This is a genomic window from Betaproteobacteria bacterium (assembly GCA_016720925.1).
Lineage (GTDB): Bacteria > Pseudomonadota > Gammaproteobacteria > Burkholderiales > Usitatibacteraceae > UKL13-2.
Window position 1 is genome coordinate 64,021 of sequence record JADKJR010000022.1, and the last position, 19,403, is coordinate 83,423.

A 19,403-nucleotide genomic window follows, 5' to 3' on the forward strand; every position below is an offset into this window, starting at 1 on the left:
CTACTACCGCAAAAGCGGTCAAATTGAAGGCCGAAAACGCCCGTTGGACAATAGAAAAGCCGTTTCCCTATGAGAAAACGGCTTCAATGTATTTCGTTGGTGTACTTAAAACGCTTTTTTGGTGCCTGGGACCGGAATCGAACCGGTACGGCAGTTTGACCCGCCGACGGATTTTAAGTCCGTTGTGTCTACCTATTTCACCACCCAGGCCGAAAGGCAATTATAAGAGGCGAATCCCGCTGCCAGCCCGGTGGGCATTTTCACTAAGTGTTGCCGATGCAAGACTGCGGAGGACAAAAAACTGGAGGCGGGTACCGGAATCGAACCGATGTCTACGGATTTGCAATCCGCTGCATAACCACTTTGCTAACCCGCCGAATTGGCTGAACTTTCGGCCAAGTTGTTGTTTGGACAACTTAAATGATTCGGGGAAGGCTTGCACCTTCCCCGAAGTGTTTTGGAGCGGGAAAAGAGTCTCGAACTCTCGACCTCAACCTTGGCAAGGTTGCGCTCTACCAACTGAGCTATTCCCGCATTGCGTCGCATTATAGCGGAAAAATCGCGGCCGTCAATGCGAAGGAGGCATTGAGAACGACCTGCGCTAGGGCGAGTTTGGCGAAATCAGGGATTGCGATACACTGTGTGCGTGCATGCCCCGCCACTGGCGGCTTCTCCCGAACCCCTTGAATTCCATGGCCCCAACGCCCGCCAAGCCCCCCAATTCGCGATCGGAGTCTGCCACCGCAAAGGATTCTCCTTCATCGGCGTATTTGGCCCTCGCCCAAAGCCCGATCGAACGTGAACGATTTCTTCAGCACCTGACCGATAACACCGGACGCCCGATCCTGTATATCGATGTTCGCCATGTTGTGCGCTTCACCAACAAGCCATTTCAAGAATGGATCAGCAAGGATGAATCGGAAATCCTCAACCAGCATGCCTCCGCTGTCTTTGGCGTCGAGACCTACCAGTTTTATCTGTCTTATCTCATTCGGGCGCTGGCTGGAGAGTCATGTGCCGTGGAAACAGTTTCCCGCGTGCGCGTTGGGTCATCCCCGCATATTCGCGTATCGTTTTACCCTCACGCACGCTCCGATGGAAAAATCGTCGGCATTTATGTCTTGGCACTGGACATTGAAGAGGACGTTCAACTTCGCCAGAGTCTTGTCGCCAAAGAGCTTGAAATTCGCTCCTTGGCTGACAGTATTGGCATGCCACTTTCAAAAAGCGACGGCAATCTGCGCTACCTGTATGTCAACCAGGTCGCTTGCGAATGGTTTAACCGTAGCGAAGAAGACATAATCGGGCGGACGTGGCTCGACGTCATCGGCGATGACCAGTTTGCGCAGATTCAGCAGTATGCCGAGCGGGCGCTCGCTGGTGAGACAGTGTTCTACGAACGATTTGCCCGGTTCCCTGGCCATCCTCACGGTCATATCCGCGTCAAGATGATGCCGTTCAGGGACTCGACTGAACAGGTCACGGGCGTTTATGTGGTGATCACGGATTTCGAGCAGGATCACCGCCTGAGGCAGGAGATCATCCATCGTGAACGACAACTGCGCCTGATCACGGATAGCATCGGTTTGCCAATCAGCTATGTCACGGCCGATGAGTTTGTCGGCTTTTATAACAAAACCGGCGAGGAATGGACCGGCATCCTCGAGAAAGATGTCTTGGGAAAGCCCATTAACGAGGCGTTCGGCGAGAATGTAGTAGGTATTGTCCGGCCCTATTTGATTAAGGCGTTCGCGGGCGAACACGTATCCTACGAGCGGCTCGCTGACTTCCCGCGTCGAGGGCTGCGGTGGATACGTGGCCATCTGGTGCCGGATCGCCGGGAAGATAACAGTGTCGCCGGTGTCTACACAGTGCTGACTGACATCCATGACGACGTCCTGATGCGCGACAACCTTTTGCAGCAGGAACGTCAAATACGCCTGTTTACCGACAATATTCCCGAGTCCATCGCCTACATCGATACCAAAAGGCGCTACAAGTTTGTCAACAATACCTTCCTTCGGCAACGCGGAAAATCCCGCCATGAAATAGTCGGAAGGACGAGCGAAGAAGTACTTGGTATTGAGACCGCCCAGCTTGCGGCGCCCTACGTTGCACGGGCGCTGGCAGGCGAAACCGTCACCTATGAGCGCTTAGTACCAATGGTTGATGGCGAAGAACGGTGGTTCAGGGTGCGAATGGTTCCCGACTTGGATCGCAACGCCCAGGCGCAGGGCATTTATGTGGTGGGCACGGATATTCACGATATCAAGATGGTGCAGGCCACACTTGAAATCAGTGAGGCGGAGTTGCGTTTTGCCATGGACAGCCTGCCCTACCCCATGTCATATATCGACCGCGAGTTTCGTTTTCGCATGGTCAACAAATGCCTTGCAGCGACGCTTGGCAAGTCGCGAGAGGAATTGCTTGGACAGCATTTGCGGGAGGTTTACGGGGAAAAGCGCTTTTCCGATGCCCTGCCATTACTTCAGCGCGCATTGGCGGGAGAGACCGTTGCGGCAGAGCGCCTGACTGGCACCGATCCCGCCACGCAGCGCTGGATGACCGTGCGCTATACGCCTCGCTTCGACGGCGATGGCGATGGCGATGGCGATGGCAATGTCATCGGTTTTTATTCGGCCGCGACGGATATCGACGAACTGAAGCGTACCGAGCTCGATTTGCGGCGCGCCAACTGGCTGTTGTCTTCACATTTCGAGAATACGCCGCTCGCGGTCATTGAGTGGGATCCGAAGTTTTGCGTACGCCGCTGGTCGCCGCAAGCGGAGAAAACCTTTGGGTGGCAAGAATCTGAATTGACGGGAAAGCACTATAGCGAGTGGGATTTTGTCGTCGACGGTGATGTCGCGCAGGCAGATGCCGTGAGCGCCAAACTGATTAGCCAGAAGGAGCCTCGTGCCACCAGTCTCCACCGCAATCACCGCAAGGACGGCCGCGTTATCTGGTGTGAGTGGTACAACTCCAGTCTGCGTGACGATGCGGGAAATATCATTTCCATTCTGTCGCTCGCGCAGGATGTCACCACACGTGTTCTCGCCGAAGAACAGCTCGTGCATCAGGCCACACACGATAACCTGACGGGGTTACCCAACCGTGCCATGCTGCAGGATCGTCTGCGCCAGGCCATTTCCCGTGCCCGCCGCGGCGGACATCGTATAGCCGTCATGTTTATCGATCTCGACCGTTTCAAGGACGTGAACGATACATTGGGGCATCGCATTGGGGATGAATTACTTCGTGAAATATCGGCGCGTCTGTCTCGCGTGGTGCGTGAAAGCGATTTACTTGTGCGCCTGTCGGGGGATGAATTCATGGTAGTGCTTGAACAGGTCACTGATCTGGAATCGCCGCGATTTGTCGCCGAAAAGTTGCTGGATGAAATTCGTCAGCCCTCGCGTATTGACGGGCATGATATTCACATTTCCGGTTCGGTCGGCATCAGCCTGTTTCCGGACGACGCCGAGGATGTTGATGCCCTGCTAAAGAATGCTGACATGGCAATGTATCGTGCCAAAGAACTTGGCAAGAACACGTACCAGATATTCTCGGCCGACCTTGCAGCTAATGGTACAGCCGCGCGGTTAATGGAAAACGCATTGCGATCCGCCGTCGTGCGAAACGAGCTTGAGCTCTATTACCAGCCGACAATTGACATGCAATCGTCTCGCATCACCGGCGCCGAGGCACTGTTGCGCTGGCATCATCCGACGCGTGGCACCGTGGCGCCGGGCGAATTCATGCACTTGGCGGAAGATGCCGGGCTGGTGCATGAAATTGGCGACTGGGTACTGGATGCAGCGTTCTCCCAAGCGCGACGCTGGCATGATGCGGGGTTCACTGATTTGCGACTCGCGATCAATCTTGCCGCCGGCCAGTTTCGTGCCACTAACCTCGCCGAGCGAATACGCGAGCGCATGATTCGCGAAGGCTGCCTGCCGCAATCGATCGAAGTTGAAGTGACGGAAACCGGCATGCTCCGCGATCCTGAGGGTGTCGGTCGGACGTTGGCGGCGCTACGAGAGATGGGGCTTCGCGTTGCAATTGACGACTTTGGCACCGGGTATTCCAGCTTGTCACACCTTAAACGCTTTCCAATCGATACGCTAAAGATCGACAAGTCTTTTGTGGCGGACATCATGACCGATCACGATGATACTGCGATCGTATCAGCGGTTATCGCATTGGCGCGCGCACTCGATATTGAGGTGATCGCCGAAGGTGTTGAAACCGAAGCGCAGCGTGCGATGCTGGCAGCGCAGGGCTGTGATGCGTATCAGGGCTACCTGTTTAGTCGGGCTTTGCCTGCCCGAGAGTTTGAGGCGCTACTGCTAATGCATGCGCGTACAGCAATACGCAAATAGACCTGAGGAGGCTCCAGGCAAATCAGTTCCGCTTGGCAGTACTGCCGGCAAAGGCGGCTTTGAGATAATAAAACATGGACCACACGGTGAGCACCGCCGCCAACCAGATCAGAATCCGTCCCGCCACGCGGCAGTCGATAACACCGAAAAGGGTCCCGTCGAATAGCAGGAATGGAATGGCCACCAGCTGCGCAACGGTTTTTACTTTGCCGAGCATGGAAACCGCGACGTTTTTTGATTGACCGATTTGCGCCATCCACTCACGCAAGGCAGAAATGGTAATTTCTCGTCCGATAATGATCAGCGCAACAATTGCATCGGTTCGTCCAAGTTCGACAAGCACGATTAACGCGGCGGCCACCATGAGTTTGTCAGCGACCGGGTCAAGAAACGCCCCGAATGCCGAGGTCTGATTCCACTTGCGGGCGAGGTAGCCGTCGAACCAGTCGGTGATCGCCGCAGCGACAAAAATTCCGGTCGCGATGATGTTTGCCTGCGCGGTAGTCAACCAAGGCTCGTCAACATACAAAACCGCGACGAAAAGTGGAATTGCCGCAATGCGTAACCAGGTCAGAATATTCGGGATATTGAACTTCACGCCAATAGTGTACTTGGGAAATCGTAACAACCGGCGGTCAGTGAAAGCCGTTATAGATTATTTCGGCTAGCGCCTTGCTGACACCGTCGACTTTTGTCAGGTCATCCACGCTGGCCGACGCCACGCCCTGAAGGCCACCAAACTGTGCCAGCAAGGCCTTGCGGCGCTTAGGGCCGACACCTGAGATATCCTCCAGCCGCGAAGTATTTCGTTTTTTTGCACGCCTGGCGCGATGTCCGGTGACTGCAAAACGGTGCGCTTCATCGCGAATCTGCTGAATAAGGTGAAAGCCCGGATTGTCTTTTTCAAGATGCAGTTCAGCTCGGCTTAGGCCTATGATGAGCGTTTCCAGGCCGGGCTTTCGATCCTCGCCCTTGGCCACACCCACCAACGCGATGTCCGCCAGCCCAAGATCGGTCATGACTTCTTCAGCCACACCCAATTGGCCCTTGCCGCCATCGATCAGGATCAAATCAGGCCTTGGTCGCGGCAGCGCTTCGTCGTCCAACTGTTCAGCGAGTTTTTGATAGCGTCGCGTCAACGCATCGCGCATTGCAGCATAGTCATCTCCCGGTGTAATGCCGACGATGTTGTACCGCCGGTATTCAGAAGACTGCATGGCGCCACGATCGAACACCACGCACGATGCGACAGTGGCCTCTCCCATGGTGTGGCTGATATCAAAACACTCGATACGTTGGACCTGCTCCATGCCCAGTGCTTCCTGCATTGCGGCAAGTTTCATTTCCTGCGAAGCTTTGTCGGCAAGGCGTTGCTCGATGGAGAAACAGGCATTCTTGATGGCCATTCCCATCCATACTTTGCCCTCACCGCTCGGATGTGTCACGACGCGAACCTGCCTTGAAGCAGTTTCCGACAGCGTTTCTTCCCATTCAGCCTTGTCAAACTCCCCATCGAGCATGATTTTTGGCGGTGGCAATTGTGACGCGTAATGCTGAGCGATAAATGCATCAGCGACCGTATGGAGGTCGGCATCCGCGGCGTTGCCCGGAAAAAAGCTTTTGTCGCCCAAATGGCGACCGCCGCGAACCATGACCAGATTGACACACCAGGTGCCGGAGATTTCCACGGCGGCAATCACATCGACATCACGATCGCTGCTCGACTCAACAAATTGTTTGGTCAGGATTCGCTGAAGCGTTCTGATTTGGTCCCGGTAGGCCGCCGCCTTTTCAAAGTGCAACTCGGCTGAAGCGGATTCCATCTTGGTGCTCAGCGTTTCCAGCACTTCATTTTCTTTACCTTGCAGGAATAATTCGGCATTCTGGATATCGCGCGCATACTCTTGCGCATCGATCAGTCCCACACAGGGGGCCGAGCACCGCCCGATCTGGTGCAGCAAACAGGGACGCGAACGATGCGCGTAAACCGTGTTGTCACAGGTGCGAAGCTTGAAAACCTTTTGCAGGTGATTGATCGTGTCCCTGACAGCCCAAGCGGACGGAAACGGGCCGAAATAGCGATTGGGCTTGACGTGTGCGCCGCGATAGAAGCGGATCTGCGGAAAGGCATGACCGGTTACCATGATATAGGGGTAGCTCTTGTCGTCTCGGAACAGCACGTTGTAGCGCGGGGCCAGCGACTTGATGAGGTTATTTTCCAGCAGCAGCGCTTCGGACTCGCTACGCGTAACCGTGGTGTCAATGCCCTCTATGTGAGAGACCATCAGCGCCGTGCGGGGACTGGCATGCTGCTTGGTGAAATAGGAAGACACTCGCTTCTTGAGATCGCGCGCCTTGCCGACATAAATTACCTCCGCAGCCGCGTTTTTCATGCGGTAGACGCCCGGCAGATTTGGGAGTTGTTGCAGAATCGGCTTGGGGTCGAAGGGCATGCGTCGCTAGGTCAGAAACTTGCGGATACCGGCAAACACCGCATGAAACATCTCTTCGGTGAGTCGCCGCGTGTTGGTATTGTAGCGAGAGCAATGGTAGCTATCAAAAAGCGTTTGGCCGTTAGGCAATGAGTGACCGGCGCCGTGCACGAATTTGCAGTGCGCGGATTTCAGGCCTAGCGCCGTGAGCACGGCGTCATGGGCAACCGTGCCCAGCGCCAGGATGGCAGTCGCGGGCGGCAGATTGGCTATTTCATTTTGCAAGTAGTGGTTGCAGGCGCGGATTTCGACGGGCAGCGGTTTGTTTTGTGGTGGCAGGCATTTGACGGCATTGGTAATGCGGCAGTCTTTCAATCGCAAAGCATCGTCAGCGCTGATTGACACGGACCCGGTGGCAAAGCCGAACCTATGAAGCGTTTCATACAGCAAGATGCCCGCATGATCGCCAGTGAACGGTCGGCCGGTACGGTTTGCGCCATGAAGCCCGGGAGCGAGCCCGACGATCAGCAATCTCGGCTTCCCAACTCCGAACGGCGGTACTGGCAAGCAGAAATATCCCGCATGATCGTCGCGCACGTCATCGAGAAACGTTGCGAGACGCGGGCAGGCACGGCAATCGGGGTCATAAGACGCCGTTGAAGCGGGCGTACGTGGCAGTTTTTTCTTTGTCATCGCAATCCATGAAAACAAAAGGGCACGCGGACGTGCCCCTTGATACGACCGCAAAGCCTGTGAATCAAACGCGACGCTTGTATTCGTTGGTGCGCGTGTCGATTTCAATACGGTCGCCACTTTCACAGAACAACGGAACATTGACGACGTGATTGGTTGGCTTGATACGTGCGGGTTTCAGTACCTTGCCGGAGGTGTCACCACGAACAGCCGGCTCGGTCTCGATTTCTCGCTCGACGCTATTGGCCATCTCCACGGAAATGGCGCGGCCGTCATAAAAAATGACTTCGCATGGCATGCCGTCATCGAGGTAATTGAGTGCGTCACCCATATTGTCGGCTTCGACTTCGTATTGGTTGTAGTCGCTGTCCACGAATACGTACATCGGGTCCTGAAAATAGGAATAAGTACATTCCTTCTTGTCGAGATTGACCACTTCGAATTTGTCGTCGGCCTTGTACACAGATTCCGTGCCGGAATTGGAGAGCAGGTTTTTCAGCTTCAACTTCACGACGGCGGCACTGCGGCCACCTTTGTTGTATTCAGCCTTCTGGACCACCATTGGGTCCTTGCCGATCATGACGACATTGCCGGCGCGGAGTTCTTGAGCGATTTTCATTGGATTACCTAGGACGTTGGAAAGATTTCTGGCCTCATGGACGCGATTTCCGGGATAGACATTTCACGAGGAATCACGTTGCGGCAAAGCTTTAAATTTTAACGTTTTTTCCGTAAAAACTCAATAAGTTGGATGCCAGATCGGGCATTTCCGACAGGTGGTGCGCCCAACGCTTCGCATGCGCGTTCAACACCGGCAACTGGTCGACGAACGCCGCCCAAACGGGCCCGATTTCCTGCGTATTTGGGTCATTCCACGCCCGCCACAATTCACGGACGGCAGCTTCGACCGGTGCAGCCAGCCCGGCGCAATAGCGGCCAAGGAATGCGTCCATCTTGATCAGGTGGACGCCATGTGCCTGCGGATAGACTTGCCAGACGAAAGGTTTCGCGGCCCATTGGGCCCGCACAAAAGAATCTTCTCCGCGGACGAACAACACGTCTTGGTGCCACAACAGATAATCGAATTTATCCTGGGCGACGAAGGAAACAATGTGAAACTCTACGTCTGGCGCGGCTCCTGGCGTGTTTTTGCCTGGTGTTCCGCGCCAGTGCTTGAGTTTCTGCCCCAAACCGCCGTCCGCAACGCTGCAGCTAATGTGTTTGTTCGTCTGTGCTATCGCAACCAACAGCGCTTCTGCGGGTGCCCAGTCGTAGCCAAAAATCAGCACGTGCAGCATATTCGCGTTTGGTGATAACGCAGTTGTATCGCGCTTGGCAATCAAATCCCTTTCACGAATCAACCCACCGGTGCGAGGTGTGAAACCTGGGAAGAAGAAGAACTTGGTCAAAGGCAGAATTGGATGTGGCGAAGGCAGGAGATGATGATTTTCCACCCACGATTCGGCACTGAGGTATTCGAGGTTAATCCATACCGGCCGCGTCTCGCGATATGTCATTTGCGCCAAGTACGATGGAGGTAGCTCGCAACCAAACGCCTCGATGATCAGGTCAGACGCACTCGACAAGTTCAGTGTGTCACACCAAAAAACAACGGCGACCCCCTCAACCGACTGTTCCGCCAGATCCGGCACAACGGCGGGGAACAGTTTTTGAAAGCTGATCAGGTCATCGACGATCAACCTGACCGTCACCCCATATTCCGTGGCAAGCTGACGTGCCAGACGCCAGGCAACACCTATATCGCCGTAGTTATCAATGACCCTGCAAAAGATGTCACAAGTGAACGGCGACGACTGCTGGAAAGGCGGAGAGGTCAATCAAGCCCGAGCGCTGCGATGGCGTTGCGCGCCGCCTCGTAGTGCGTTGCGTCGACATTGCCTGCGGCTGACAGCGTATGTATGCGTTGCAATCGCCGCGAAAGGTCGATCGTTGGCGTGACGCCATCAGCAGTCAAGCCGGCGAGCATTTCATCCGCCTTCACCGGATCATTGCAGATGAGCGCCATATCGCAGCCTGCATTCAGCGCGGCCAGGGCGCGCTGGGTGATATTGCCAGCGACGCTGGCGCCCTCCATCGACAGATCATCACTAAAAATGAGTCCGTCAAACTCCATGCGTCCGCGCAGAATGTCCTTGAGCCATTTTGCCGAAAATCCTGCTGGCCGGTCATCGATAGCCGGATATATCACGTGCGCCGGCATTACGGCCGACATGATGCCACCCGCGAGATCGCGAAAGGGCACCATATCTGCATTCCAGATATCCTCAAATGCGCGCTCGTCCACCGGAATTTCGTGGTGGGAGTCTGCGCGCACGTAGCCGTGGCCGGGAAAGTGTTTTCCCACCGAGATCATGCCCGTTGACGCCAAGCCCGACATCAATGCCCTGGCCAGTTGCGAGATCACTTCCGGTCGCGAATGAAATGCGCGATCACCAATGACGCCTGATTCTCCCCAGTCGATATCCAATACTGGCGCAAAACTGAAATCGACGCCGTGGGAAATTAATTCCGCGCCAATGACATATCCGACAGCTTCCGCAATTCGATGCGCGTCTTCCGGTGATTGATTCCAGCGTTCCCCCAACGCCCGCATGGGCGGAATCGCGGTAAAGCCATCGCGAAAGCGCTGTACCCTACCACCTTCATGGTCTACCGCGATCGGCAGCGCGGGGTTGCGCAATGCGTGGATACTGGCGGTCAGGTGCTTTAACTGTTCCGGCGACTCAAAATTTCGCGCGAACAAAATGACGCCACCCACTAGAGGGTGCTGTAGTCGCCCGATGTCGTCGTCCGACAAGACCAATCCGGCCACATCCGTCATCACCGGTCCAAGGGGGAGTTCCATATTCATCGTGATTATTTTTCCAGTACGACAAAGGCCAGGGCGTGATCATTTTCGTCTGAAAGCGAAATATGAGCCGCCACAATGTGTTCTTTCACGAACTTCTCCGATAGTGCCGCGCTGGGCGCAATCAGTGGCTTACCGCGAGCGTCGTGCGCGACGCTGACATCATGCCAGCCGACTGCCTCACCAATGCCGGTTCCCCACGCCTTGGAAAACGCTTCCTTCGCGGCAAAACGCTTGGCCAGAAAACGCGCCGGCTGGCTCGATTGTGCGTATTCGGTGACTTCGCTTTCACTCAGGACACGATGCAGAAACCGGTCACCAAAGCGAAACAGGGCATCCTCGATGCGTTTGACGCTGACCAGATCCGTACCAACACCATGAATCATCGTCGCGCCGCTTCCACCATCAGGCGCTTCATTTCCTGCACTGCCTCGCGTAACCCGACAAAAACCGACCGGCTGATAATGGCATGGCCGATATGCAATTCACGAATGCCTGGTATCGCGGCAAGCGGCGTGACGTTTGTATAGTTGAGCGCGTGTCCGGCGTTGAATCGCATGCCTGCATCGCGGATGGCTTTGCCCGCGAGGCGAATCTTCTCAAGCTCCGCGAGCACGGCAACACTTTCCGCGTCGCGCCCTTTTTCATAGAATGCATGCGCATAGGGCCCGGTGTGCAGTTCGCACACTTTCGCGCCTATACGATAGGCAGCTTCCACCTGCCGCAACTCCGCGTCAATAAAAACGCTGCAAACGATACCGGCGTCGGTCAGGTGAGCAACCGCCGCCTTCAGCCGGTCTTCCTGGCCAACAATATTCAGACCACCTTCCGTCGTTACTTCATGGCGGCCTTCCGGTACCAGCATCGCCATCTCGGGCTTGAGCGCACACGCAATATTCACCATTTCATCGGTCGCCGCCATTTCCAGATTGAGCTTGATGTGGGTGAGTTCGCGCAGGCGCCGCACGTCGGCATCCTGGATATGCCGACGATCCTCACGCAGATGCACGGTAATTCCATCAGCACCGCCCAGATGCGCTTCCACCGCCGCCCACACTGGATCGGGTTCGTAGGTTTGCCGCGCCTGCCGGATCGTGGCGACGTGGTCGATGTTGACGCCAAGTTCAATCATTTCAACTCACGCATCAGATTACGGGTGTGAAGAATCTTGTCGCCCAGCAGATGGTTGATCATTTTGCGCATGAGTTGTTTTGCCTGTGCCTGTGTCTGCGGATCGCCATAGTCATTGTTTGACATGTCAATCAGGGTTTTACCCGCCAATTGTAAGGCATCCTCGTTGTACGATAGCCGCGCCATTTCGCATCGCACCGGCCCGCGTTCGGCCTGATACACATACGATCCCGATGGATCGAGCGGCACGAGCGAATCGGCTTCCTGCGTCAGTTGCAACGCGTAGCCGAGTTCCTGCAGTAGCCTGACCTCAAACTGCCGGAGAACGACGGCAATTTCGCGGACGCCATTCTTGCCAAGGGACAATCCGGCCAGACAGCTTACTGCGTCGCCATATGCATCAAACAGCCCCTCATGTGGATCTTCGCGATGCGTAAGTTTTAGCAGCAACTCATTCATGTAGAACGCGGACAACAGCGCCGAACCCGAGAGTTGCGGGATGATGCGTTCCTGCTCGACCGTCTTCAGGGTTTTCATTTCAGACTTGCCGAACCAGTCCAGCATCAGCGCCTGAAACGGGTTCAAAAGTCCACGCATCGCGCCACGGGGACGCTTCGCGCCTTTCGCTACCAGTACGACGCGGCCATGCGAACTGGTAAAGGCTTCGACAATCAGACTGGTTTCGCGATACGGATAGGTGTGCAGAACGAACGCGCGATCCGTTTCGCCCATTGCAGGTCTCGTCGGTCTTGGAGCCTTGGGAGGTGTTTCCGGAACATTATCTGCAGGCAGGTCATTCATACCCGTATTGACGGACGAGCGCATCGTCATCTGCCCATCCTTTCTTGACGCGCACCCACAATTCAAGGTAGACCTTGCCGCCGAATGTTGTTTCCATGTCCTTGCGCGCATCGGTGCCGATGCGCTTCAGGCGTTCACCCTTTTCGCCGATCAATATTGCTTTCTGGCTGGCTTTCTCGACGATGATGCTGGCAAAGACACGTCGTAAATTACCGACTTCTTCGTATTTGTCGATAATCACGTTGGCCGCATAGGGTAGTTCGTCACCGAGTTGCCGAAAGACTTTTTCGCGAATGAATTCGGTCGCCATGAAGCGCTCGGACCGGTCAGTAAAACTTTCCGCGCCAAACACGGGTGGACTTTCCGGCAGGTAGCTGCGGATGACCTTCTTGAGTTCTTCAAGTGATTTTTGCTGTTTCACGCTAACGGGAATGATCGCCGCAAAGTTCGCCTTGGTCTGCATCTCTTTCAGGAAAACCATAAGCTTTGATTTGTCCTTGACCTTGTCGCATTTACTCACCAGCAACAGGACAGTCTTGAAGCCGGATAACTGCTTGAGCGCGGGCTCATCAGCGTCGGAAAATCGAAGTGCTTCCACCATGTAAAGCGCGACGTCAGCATCACTGACCGCCTGGCTGACCGTGCGATTCAGGACGCGATTCAATGCGTTGTCATGGGTCTTCTGGAATCCTGGGGTGTCCAGGAACAAGAATTGTGTCTGCTCATCGGTAAGAATACCGGTGATGCGATGGCGGGTCGTCTGTGCCTTGTTTGAGGTGATGCTGACCTTCTGGCCAATCAGATGATTGAGCAAGGTTGATTTCCCCACATTAGGTCTGCCGACAATTGCCACCGTGCCACATCGAAATGCCGGGTTCATCGTGTTTTTCCACTGGATTGTTCATTAATCATGGCAAAGGCCTGGGTCGCGGCGTCTTGCTCAGCCGCGCGGCGGCTGTGCCCCTGCCCAATGGCCGTCACCACTTGTGATGGGATTTCACATCGCACGTGAAATTTCTGACGGTGCGCTTCGCCCTCAATTTTGAGAACGGTGTACTCGGGCAGCGGCAACCGGCGTGCCTGCAACCATTCCTGCAATGCGGTTTTGGCATCCTTCGCAGGACTGCCCTCGTCCGCGGATTCGAGCCGCGCCGCAAATAGCAATCGCACGGTCGCTGCCGCCTTATCAAATCCGGCATCCAGAAATATGGCCCCTAGCAGTGCTTCCACGGCATCCGCGAGAATTGAGGGGCGGCCGTTGCCACCAGTCTTGTGTTCACCCTCTCCCAAGCGCAATAAATCGCCCAGTTCCAGGTTAATCGCGATCGCGGCGAGGGAAGCCTGGTTGACCAGGTTGGCGCGCAGCCGGCTTAGTTGACCCTCGGGCATGTCGGGGTATTGGGCATATACCAATGCCGCTATGGCGCAATTCAATACGCTATCACCAAGAAATTCCAGCCGTTCATTGTGAGGAACACCGAAACTGCGGTGGGTGAGCGCCTGTTTAAGTAACGCAGCGTCGGCAAACTGGTGTCCGAGCCGGGTTTCAAGTGCGCTGGCGCTCAATTAGGGCTCATTTCGGCCCCGGCTATTTATCTGCCGTGCTTACACTCAGGTCAACGACCAACGTATAGCCGGTAAAAAGCGGTATTTTCTCTTGCCAGGCGGCGGTGACAACAGTTTCGCCGCCTTCCTTGGTAATTTCCAGGTCTTCCTTGGTAATCACTTCAACGTAACCAATAGTCGCGCGCTTCTCGAAACTCTTGCGAATATCCGCAACCGTCCCGGTTTTGACTTCCTCTGATGCGGCCATGGCCTTGAAAACCGACTTAACATTAAACAACTGGCTGTAGACCGGAAAGAGCTTTAACCCCAGCATCAGGACCACCGCACACACCGCAAAAACAAAGATGAGCATGATAAAACCCATGCCCTGCTGGTTGTGAAGATTTCTCTGTGGTGATTTCATGAGGATCCTTGAAACGAATAGGTGTTGTCAGGTTGCCGTGCAAATTACTCTATCGATGACCCGATACGCTTGAACGAACCAAAATTCATCCAGATCAAGACGGCCTTGCCGACGATATTTTGCTCCGGGACAAAACCCCAATACCGGCTATCGTCGCTGTTGTCGCGGTTGTCGCCCATCATGAAGTAGTGCCCGTCCGGAACCGTGCATACAACACCGTCATTATTGTATTCGCAATTGCCGCGATTGGGGAACTGACGAACGCCGCCAAGGCGTACGCCTGGCATGTCCGCATCGACGATGATTTTGTGGTTCTTTTCGCCAAACTTTTCGCGGAACGACTCAAAACGCCGAAAGCCAAGACCCTTGTCCACTTCTGTCGCGGTGCCCAGGCTCTCGGTTTCGATCAGCTTGCCATTGATCGTCAGGTGCTTTTGTGTATACGCAATCTTGTCGCCTGGAATGCCCACAACGCGCTTGATGAAATCCTTGGTCGGGTCCGGGGGATAGCGAAAGACCATGACATCGCCGCGTTGGGGAGAGCCGGTTTCAACGATTTTCTTGTTGATCACTGGCAGCCGTACGCCGTAGGTGAATTTGTTGACGAGAATGAAATCACCCACCTGGAGTGTCGGCAACATCGATTCCGAGGGGATCTTGAAGGGCTCATACAGGAATGAGCGCAGCAAAAAGACAATCAGGATGACCGGGAAAAAACTCCGCGCCATTTCCACGACAATAGGCTCGTTTTCGGCGGCGCGCCTGGATCTGAACATCATATTGTCGATGCCCCAGACCACCCCGGTAATGGTGGTCGCTAACAGCAGGACCGCCGCAAACCCCATGACTTCCTTCAGCGTCAGCATTCCCATGACGGCGATGAAGAAGACAGGCCAGGCGATCTCGAGCCAGGCATGCAACGGATGAACTTTTTCCCCGTCGCCCGGTGGCTTGCTACCAGCCGACGCAGTCTTCTTGCTGATGAAAAAACTGGCCGCGATGAGGAGTCCGCTCGCGCCCAATGCCAGCCAACCGATAGTTTCCCAATTCATTTATTTGCCGATGCCTTCAAGAAAATATTTGCCCGATTGTGCCCCGGAACCGAATTTTTGGAAGTCGGGATGCGACGAACACGCGATTTAACAGTACCAGTGGCGATGGAGATCATCTGCCTTCAACCTGCAGAATGGCCAGGAAAGCCTCTTGCGGAATTTCCACATTACCCACTTGCTTCATGCGCTTTTTGCCGGCCTTCTGCTTTTCCAGCAGTTTGCGCTTGCGCGAGATATCGCCGCCGTAGCATTTTGCCAGCACATTCTTCCGTAACGCCTTGATGTTTTCCCGCGCGATGATATTGGCGCCAATGGCTGCCTGAACGGCGACATCGAACATCTGCCTTGGAATTAGTTCGCGCATTTTCGCCGCCAGATCGCGGCCGCGATACTGACTGTTCGCGCGGTGCACGATCAGCGACAGCGCGTCGACCTTTTCGCCGTTGATCAAAATATCGAGCTTGACCAGGTCCGATGCACGGTATTCCTTGAATTCGTAGTCCAGCGAAGCATAACCGCGCGAGGAGGATTTCAGCTTGTCGAAGAAATCCATGACCACTTCGTTCATCGGCATCTCGTATTTGAGGATGACCTGGCGACCGTGATATTCCATGTCAATCTGCTGGCCACGCTTCTGGTTGCAAAGCGTCATGACGGTGCCGACATATTCCTGCGGCATCAGCATGGTGGCCGTAATGATCGGCTCGCGAATTTCTTCAATTTTCGAGATTTCCGGCAGCCGTGATGGATTCTCGATTTCGATGACCTCGCCGCCACGGAGCATGACCTGATAGATCACGGTGGGTGCGGTGGTGATGAGTTCCTGGTCAAACTCGCGCTCCAGACGCTCCTGCACGATTTCCATGTGCAGCAGGCCGAGGAAACCACAGCGGAAGCCAAAACCCAGCGCCTGCGAGGTTTCGGGTTCGAAGCGAAGCGAGGAATCATTTAACTGCAATTTCGTGAGGGCGTCGCGCAGCGAATCGTACTGGTTCGATTCGATCGGATACAAACCCGCAAACACCTGCGGCTTAATCTCCTTGAAGCCGGGTAGCGGCGCCGAGGCGGGCCGGTCCACCAGCGTCACCGTATCGCCAACCTTGGCCGCTTTCAGTTCCTTGATGCCGGAAATGATGAAGCCCACGCCGCCTGCTGACAGCTCGCTCCGCACCTGCGAACGTGGCGTAAATACACCGACCTGCTCGACCAGATGCTGCGCACCGGTCGCCATCAGCAGAATCCTGTCCTTTGCCTTCAATACGCCGTCAACAACGCGAACCAGCATGACCACGCCAACATAGTTGTCAAACCACGAATCGATGATGAGCGCCTTGAACGGCGCATCCACATTTCCTTTTGGCGGCGGCACCTTGGCGATAACGGTTTCGATCACATCCTCGATGCCCAGCCCGGTTTTCGCGCTGCACTGCACGGCACCTGCCGCGGATATACCGATGATGTCTTCAATTTCTTCGATCACGCGGGCGGGATCGGCACTGGGTAAATCGATTTTGTTAAGCACCGGCGTGACTTCGACACCCAAGTCGGTGGCGGTATAGCAATTCGCCACCGTCTGCGCTTCGACGCCTTGCGACGCATCCACAACCAGTAACGCGCCTTCACAAGCAGAAAGCGAACGCGACACTTCGTAGGAAAAGTCGACGTGGCCGGGCGTGTCGATCAGGTTGAGATCATAGGTAATTCCATCTCTCGCCGTGTATTTCAACGCGGCTGTTTGCGCCTTGATGGTGATGCCGCGCTCACGTTCCAGGTCCATTGAATCTAGTACCTGCGATTCCATTTCCCGCGATGACAGTCCCCCGCAGCGTTCGATGATGCGATCAGCGAGAGTTGATTTACCGTGGTCAATATGCGCGATGATGGAAAAATTACGTATATGATTCATGTGTTTATGCGTTGTCATGCCCGATGAGCTGCTTTGGCGACCCACAAAAACAAGGGCACCCGGGGTGCCCTTTATTGGAGTCCTGTTCAGCCCGCTATTTTACGGCATGGCAGGCATTTTCGCGAGGAAAATCGCGAAGTTTGTCATGGAGTTACGACGGTTTTGACGCTATTGCAATGCCTCGACATGGGCAACCGCGCTGCGTCCCAACGCAGGCAAGTTGTATCCGCCTTCCAGCGCCGAAATAATTCGTCCCTCGGCAAATTCGCTCGCCATTTCGCGAATTTGACTGGTAATCCAAACGTAGTCGTCTTCATGCAATTCCAGGTAACCCAGGGGATCGTCGGCGTGCGCATCGAAGCCGGCCGAAATGATGATCAGCTCGGGTTGAAAACGTTCAAGAGCCGGGAACCATGTTGCTTCGATCGCGGCGCGGAATGCTGCGCCACCGGTTCGCGCCGGCAGGGGCGTCGGGATGATGTGTGCGTTCGCGGAGTCTGAACCGGTACCTGGATAGTAGGGATGCTGAAAGCTCGAGCACAGCATCACCCGATCGTCTTCGTGAAAAATGTCTTCCGTGCCATTGCCGTGATGTACGTCGAAATCGAGGATCGCAACGCGCGCCAACTGATGCGCCTGCAAGGCGTGTTTGGCGCCTACCGCCACGTTATTGAAAATGCAAAACCCCATCGGACGATTGTGCGTGGCGTGATGCCCGCACGGGCGGACAGCGCAGAACGCGTTGTCGATTTCGCCCGCCATGACCATGTCGATGCCTTTCACGACAGCGCCCGCCGCACGGCAAGCGGCGGCCAGCGAATGCGGGTTCATCGAGGTGTCCGGGTCGAGGTATGCGTAACCATGATGCGGCGAGGCATTGAAAATGGCATCGACATATTCCGGCGCATGTGCTGCCGCGAGTTGCGCACGTGTCGCCAGCGGCGCCTCCACCACCTTTAGCCGGGACATTAAACCCGATTCGTTGAACGCGTCATAAACCGCCTGCAGGCGCGCCGGGCTCTCCGCGTGGTGTGCGCCCATTTCGTGCTTGAGGCAGTCAGGATGGGTAATAAAAGCGGTCGTCATGATTTCGTTCGCAGCCCGTCGGGAATCAAAGTGAACATAAGCCTGTCACAGTCGGGACCGCGGCGCAATGGCAGCATCCAAGAAATTGGGCTGCGCGGGCCAGCGTAGAATCTCCATCATTCCAATCATTCAATGACGCGCATGCTTTTCGAAAAACAAACGGTGAACCATCCACTGACCAATGTCCTGAAGCAAGCGGGCAAGATCATCCTCGGCAAGGACCAGCAGATTCGCATGGCGATGTGCTGCATTCTGGCACGGGGGCATTTGCTGATCGAGGACGTGCCCGGTGTCGGCAAGACCACGCTTTCGCATGTGCTCGCCAGCATGTTGGGGCTGCATTACCAGCGCATCCAGTTCACCAGCGATCTGCTCCCTGCCGATATCGTTGGCGTTTCTATTTTTGATCGCGAATCCAGCACGTTTCGCTTTCATCCGGGGCCGGTTTTTTCGCAGGTCATTCTGGCTGACGAGATCAATCGCGCTTCGCCCAAGGCGCAAAGCGCCCTGCTCGAAGCGATGGAAGAACACCAGGTGACGGCTGACGGCAAAACCATGAAACTGCCGGAGCCTTTTTTTGTCATTGCCACGCAGAATCCTTCGCACCAGGTCGGCACCTTTCCGCTGCCGGAATCGCAGCTCGATCGTTTCCTGATGCGTATTCGTCTGGGATATCCCGATCAGGCCGGTGAGCGCGCATTACTGAAAGGTGAAGATCGCCGTGAACTGATTGCGAAAATCACGCCGGCGATGACGGTAGAAGACCTGCTGTTGCTGCAAAAGGAGGTCGCACAGGTCTTTGCGTCCGACGCGTTGATCGACTATGTGCAGGCGTTGGTGAACTACACGCGCGATTCGGCGCGATTCGAGATGGGCCTGTCGCCCCGCGCGGGTTTGGCCATATTGCGTGCCGCGCAATCTTGGGCACTGATGGCCGGGCGCAAGCAGGTTTTGCCGGAAGACGTGCAAACGATCATTCCGGCGGTGGTCGGTCACCGCCTGCGTGCAGTCGCGAATGGCGATGCAAAAATCCTCGATCCCGCGATGGAGCTGATTCGGTCGGTCGCGATTCCCTGATTTGA

General features: G+C 55.4%; 17 protein-coding genes and 3 tRNA genes. 2 read left to right on the forward strand and 18 right to left on the reverse strand.

Annotated elements, in window-relative coordinates; all coding sequences use genetic code 11:
• Window positions 1-119 precede the first annotated feature (119 nt).
• The 3 genes from IPP88_20400 to IPP88_20410 all read right to left on the reverse strand — a co-directional run bounded on the left by IPP88_20400 (window position 120) and on the right by IPP88_20410 (window position 534).
• Window positions 120-210, reverse strand: a tRNA-Leu gene (locus IPP88_20400).
• A gap of 92 nt (window positions 211-302) precedes the next feature.
• A tRNA-Cys gene (locus IPP88_20405) sits at window positions 303-376 on the reverse strand.
• Window positions 377-458: 82 nt separating this feature from the next.
• Window positions 459-534, reverse strand: a tRNA-Gly gene (locus IPP88_20410).
• A gap of 158 nt (window positions 535-692) precedes the next feature.
• Here IPP88_20410 and IPP88_20415 point away from each other — a divergent pair.
• Window positions 693-4,382: a PAS domain-containing protein gene (locus IPP88_20415; protein MBL0124971.1), complete on the forward strand. Its 3,690-nt coding sequence runs from the start codon at window positions 693-695 to the stop codon at window positions 4,380-4,382.
• A 22-nt stretch (window positions 4,383-4,404) separates the two neighbouring features.
• Here IPP88_20415 and pgsA read toward each other — a convergent pair whose 3' ends face one another.
• From pgsA to IPP88_20490, 15 genes are all read right to left on the reverse strand, one after another.
• Window positions 4,405-4,980: a CDP-diacylglycerol--glycerol-3-phosphate 3-phosphatidyltransferase gene (gene pgsA, locus IPP88_20420; protein MBL0124972.1), complete on the reverse strand. Its 576-nt coding sequence runs from the start codon at window positions 4,978-4,980 to the stop codon at window positions 4,405-4,407.
• Between the two features lie 37 nt (window positions 4,981-5,017).
• Window positions 5,018-6,835 (reverse strand): excinuclease ABC subunit UvrC, encoded by a 1,818-nt coding sequence (gene uvrC, locus IPP88_20425; protein ID MBL0124973.1) that lies wholly within the window; start codon window positions 6,833-6,835, stop codon window positions 5,018-5,020.
• Between the two features lie 6 nt (window positions 6,836-6,841).
• On the reverse strand, window positions 6,842-7,507 hold the full coding sequence (locus tag IPP88_20430; GenBank protein MBL0124974.1) for a uracil-DNA glycosylase: 666 nt from the start codon (window positions 7,505-7,507) through the stop codon (window positions 6,842-6,844).
• A gap of 64 nt (window positions 7,508-7,571) precedes the next feature.
• The gene (gene efp, locus IPP88_20435; protein MBL0124975.1) at window positions 7,572-8,126 is read right to left on the reverse strand and encodes an elongation factor P; all 555 of its coding nucleotides are present in this window, start codon (window positions 8,124-8,126) and stop codon (window positions 7,572-7,574) included.
• 91 nt (window positions 8,127-8,217) lie between these two features.
• Window positions 8,218-9,345 (reverse strand): elongation factor P maturation arginine rhamnosyltransferase EarP, encoded by a 1,128-nt coding sequence (earP, locus tag IPP88_20440; protein MBL0124976.1) that lies wholly within the window; start codon window positions 9,343-9,345, stop codon window positions 8,218-8,220.
• Window positions 9,342-10,373, reverse strand: coding sequence for a beta-N-acetylhexosaminidase (gene nagZ / locus IPP88_20445; GenBank protein ID MBL0124977.1), 1,032 nt, complete (start codon window positions 10,371-10,373; stop codon window positions 9,342-9,344). Before nagZ ends, earP begins: the two co-directional genes overlap by 4 nt.
• Before the next feature lie 11 nt (window positions 10,374-10,384).
• Window positions 10,385-10,762: a holo-ACP synthase gene (locus tag IPP88_20450; protein ID MBL0124978.1), complete on the reverse strand. Its 378-nt coding sequence runs from the start codon at window positions 10,760-10,762 to the stop codon at window positions 10,385-10,387.
• The gene (locus tag IPP88_20455; protein ID MBL0124979.1) at window positions 10,759-11,508 is read right to left on the reverse strand and encodes a pyridoxine 5'-phosphate synthase; all 750 of its coding nucleotides are present in this window, start codon (window positions 11,506-11,508) and stop codon (window positions 10,759-10,761) included. The genes IPP88_20450 and IPP88_20455 overlap by 4 nt, the downstream gene beginning before the upstream one ends.
• Entirely contained in the window at window positions 11,505-12,239 is a 735-nt protein-coding gene (gene recO, locus IPP88_20460) for a DNA repair protein RecO (protein ID MBL0124980.1), read from the reverse strand. Before recO ends, IPP88_20455 begins: the two co-directional genes overlap by 4 nt.
• Window positions 12,240-12,300: 61 nt before the next feature.
• On the reverse strand, window positions 12,301-13,188 hold the full coding sequence (gene era, locus IPP88_20465; GenBank protein MBL0124981.1) for a GTPase Era: 888 nt from the start codon (window positions 13,186-13,188) through the stop codon (window positions 12,301-12,303).
• Window positions 13,185-13,874, reverse strand: coding sequence for a ribonuclease III (gene rnc, locus IPP88_20470; protein MBL0124982.1), 690 nt, complete (start codon window positions 13,872-13,874; stop codon window positions 13,185-13,187). Before rnc ends, era begins: the two co-directional genes overlap by 4 nt.
• Before the next feature lie 22 nt (window positions 13,875-13,896).
• Complete coding sequence (locus IPP88_20475) at window positions 13,897-14,277, reverse strand: DUF4845 domain-containing protein (protein MBL0124983.1); 381 nt, start codon at window positions 14,275-14,277, stop codon at window positions 13,897-13,899.
• Between the two features lie 44 nt (window positions 14,278-14,321).
• Window positions 14,322-15,122 (reverse strand): signal peptidase I, encoded by an 801-nt coding sequence (gene lepB / locus IPP88_20480; GenBank protein ID MBL0124984.1) that lies wholly within the window; start codon window positions 15,120-15,122, stop codon window positions 14,322-14,324.
• 319 nt (window positions 15,123-15,441) lie between these two features.
• Complete coding sequence (lepA, locus tag IPP88_20485; GenBank protein ID MBL0124985.1) at window positions 15,442-17,235, reverse strand: elongation factor 4; 1,794 nt, start codon at window positions 17,233-17,235, stop codon at window positions 15,442-15,444.
• 168 nt (window positions 17,236-17,403) lie between these two features.
• On the reverse strand, window positions 17,404-18,321 hold the full coding sequence (locus IPP88_20490; GenBank protein ID MBL0124986.1) for a histone deacetylase family protein: 918 nt from the start codon (window positions 18,319-18,321) through the stop codon (window positions 17,404-17,406).
• A 141-nt stretch (window positions 18,322-18,462) separates the two neighbouring features.
• Here IPP88_20490 and IPP88_20495 point away from each other — a divergent pair, with 141 nt between their 5' ends.
• Window positions 18,463-19,398 carry a MoxR family ATPase gene (locus IPP88_20495; protein ID MBL0124987.1) on the forward strand — a complete coding sequence of 312 codons (936 nt, stop codon included), beginning with the start codon at window positions 18,463-18,465 and terminating at the stop codon, window positions 19,396-19,398.
• The last annotated feature ends 5 nt before the right edge of the window (window positions 19,399-19,403 follow it).

Excerpts from the sequence above, each read along its gene's own strand:
- IPP88_20415 (MBL0124971.1), top strand. The coding sequence starts at position 693 with ATGGCCCCAACGCCCGCCAAGCCCCCCAATTCGCGATCGGAGTCTGCC.
- uvrC (MBL0124973.1), bottom strand. The coding sequence starts at position 6,835 with ATGCCCTTCGACCCCAAGCCGATTCTGCAACAACTCCCAAATCTGCCG.
- IPP88_20430 (MBL0124974.1), bottom strand. The coding sequence starts at position 7,507 with ATGACAAAGAAAAAACTGCCACGTACGCCCGCTTCAACGGCGTCTTAT.
- efp (MBL0124975.1), bottom strand. The coding sequence starts at position 8,126 with ATGAAAATCGCTCAAGAACTCCGCGCCGGCAATGTCGTCATGATCGGC.
- nagZ (MBL0124977.1), bottom strand. The coding sequence starts at position 10,373 with ATGGAACTCCCCCTTGGACCGGTGATGACGGATGTGGCCGGATTGGTC.
- IPP88_20450 (MBL0124978.1), bottom strand. The coding sequence starts at position 10,762 with ATGATTCATGGTGTTGGTACGGATCTGGTCAGCGTCAAACGCATCGAG.
- IPP88_20455 (MBL0124979.1), bottom strand. The coding sequence starts at position 11,508 with ATGATTGAACTTGGCGTCAACATCGACCACGTCGCCACGATCCGGCAG.
- recO (MBL0124980.1), bottom strand. The coding sequence starts at position 12,239 with ATGGGCGAAACGGATCGCGCGTTCGTTCTGCACACCTATCCGTATCGC.
- era (MBL0124981.1), bottom strand. The coding sequence starts at position 13,188 with ATGAACCCGGCATTTCGATGTGGCACGGTGGCAATTGTCGGCAGACCT.
- IPP88_20475 (MBL0124983.1), bottom strand. The coding sequence starts at position 14,277 with ATGAAATCACCACAGAGAAATCTTCACAACCAGCAGGGCATGGGTTTT.
- lepB (MBL0124984.1), bottom strand. The coding sequence starts at position 15,122 with ATGGGGTTTGCGGCGGTCCTGCTGTTAGCGACCACCATTACCGGGGTG.
- lepA (MBL0124985.1), bottom strand. The coding sequence starts at position 17,235 with ATGAATCATATACGTAATTTTTCCATCATCGCGCATATTGACCACGGT.
- IPP88_20490 (MBL0124986.1), bottom strand. The coding sequence starts at position 18,321 with ATGACGACCGCTTTTATTACCCATCCTGACTGCCTCAAGCACGAAATG.
- IPP88_20495 (MBL0124987.1), top strand. The coding sequence starts at position 18,463 with ATGCTTTTCGAAAAACAAACGGTGAACCATCCACTGACCAATGTCCTG.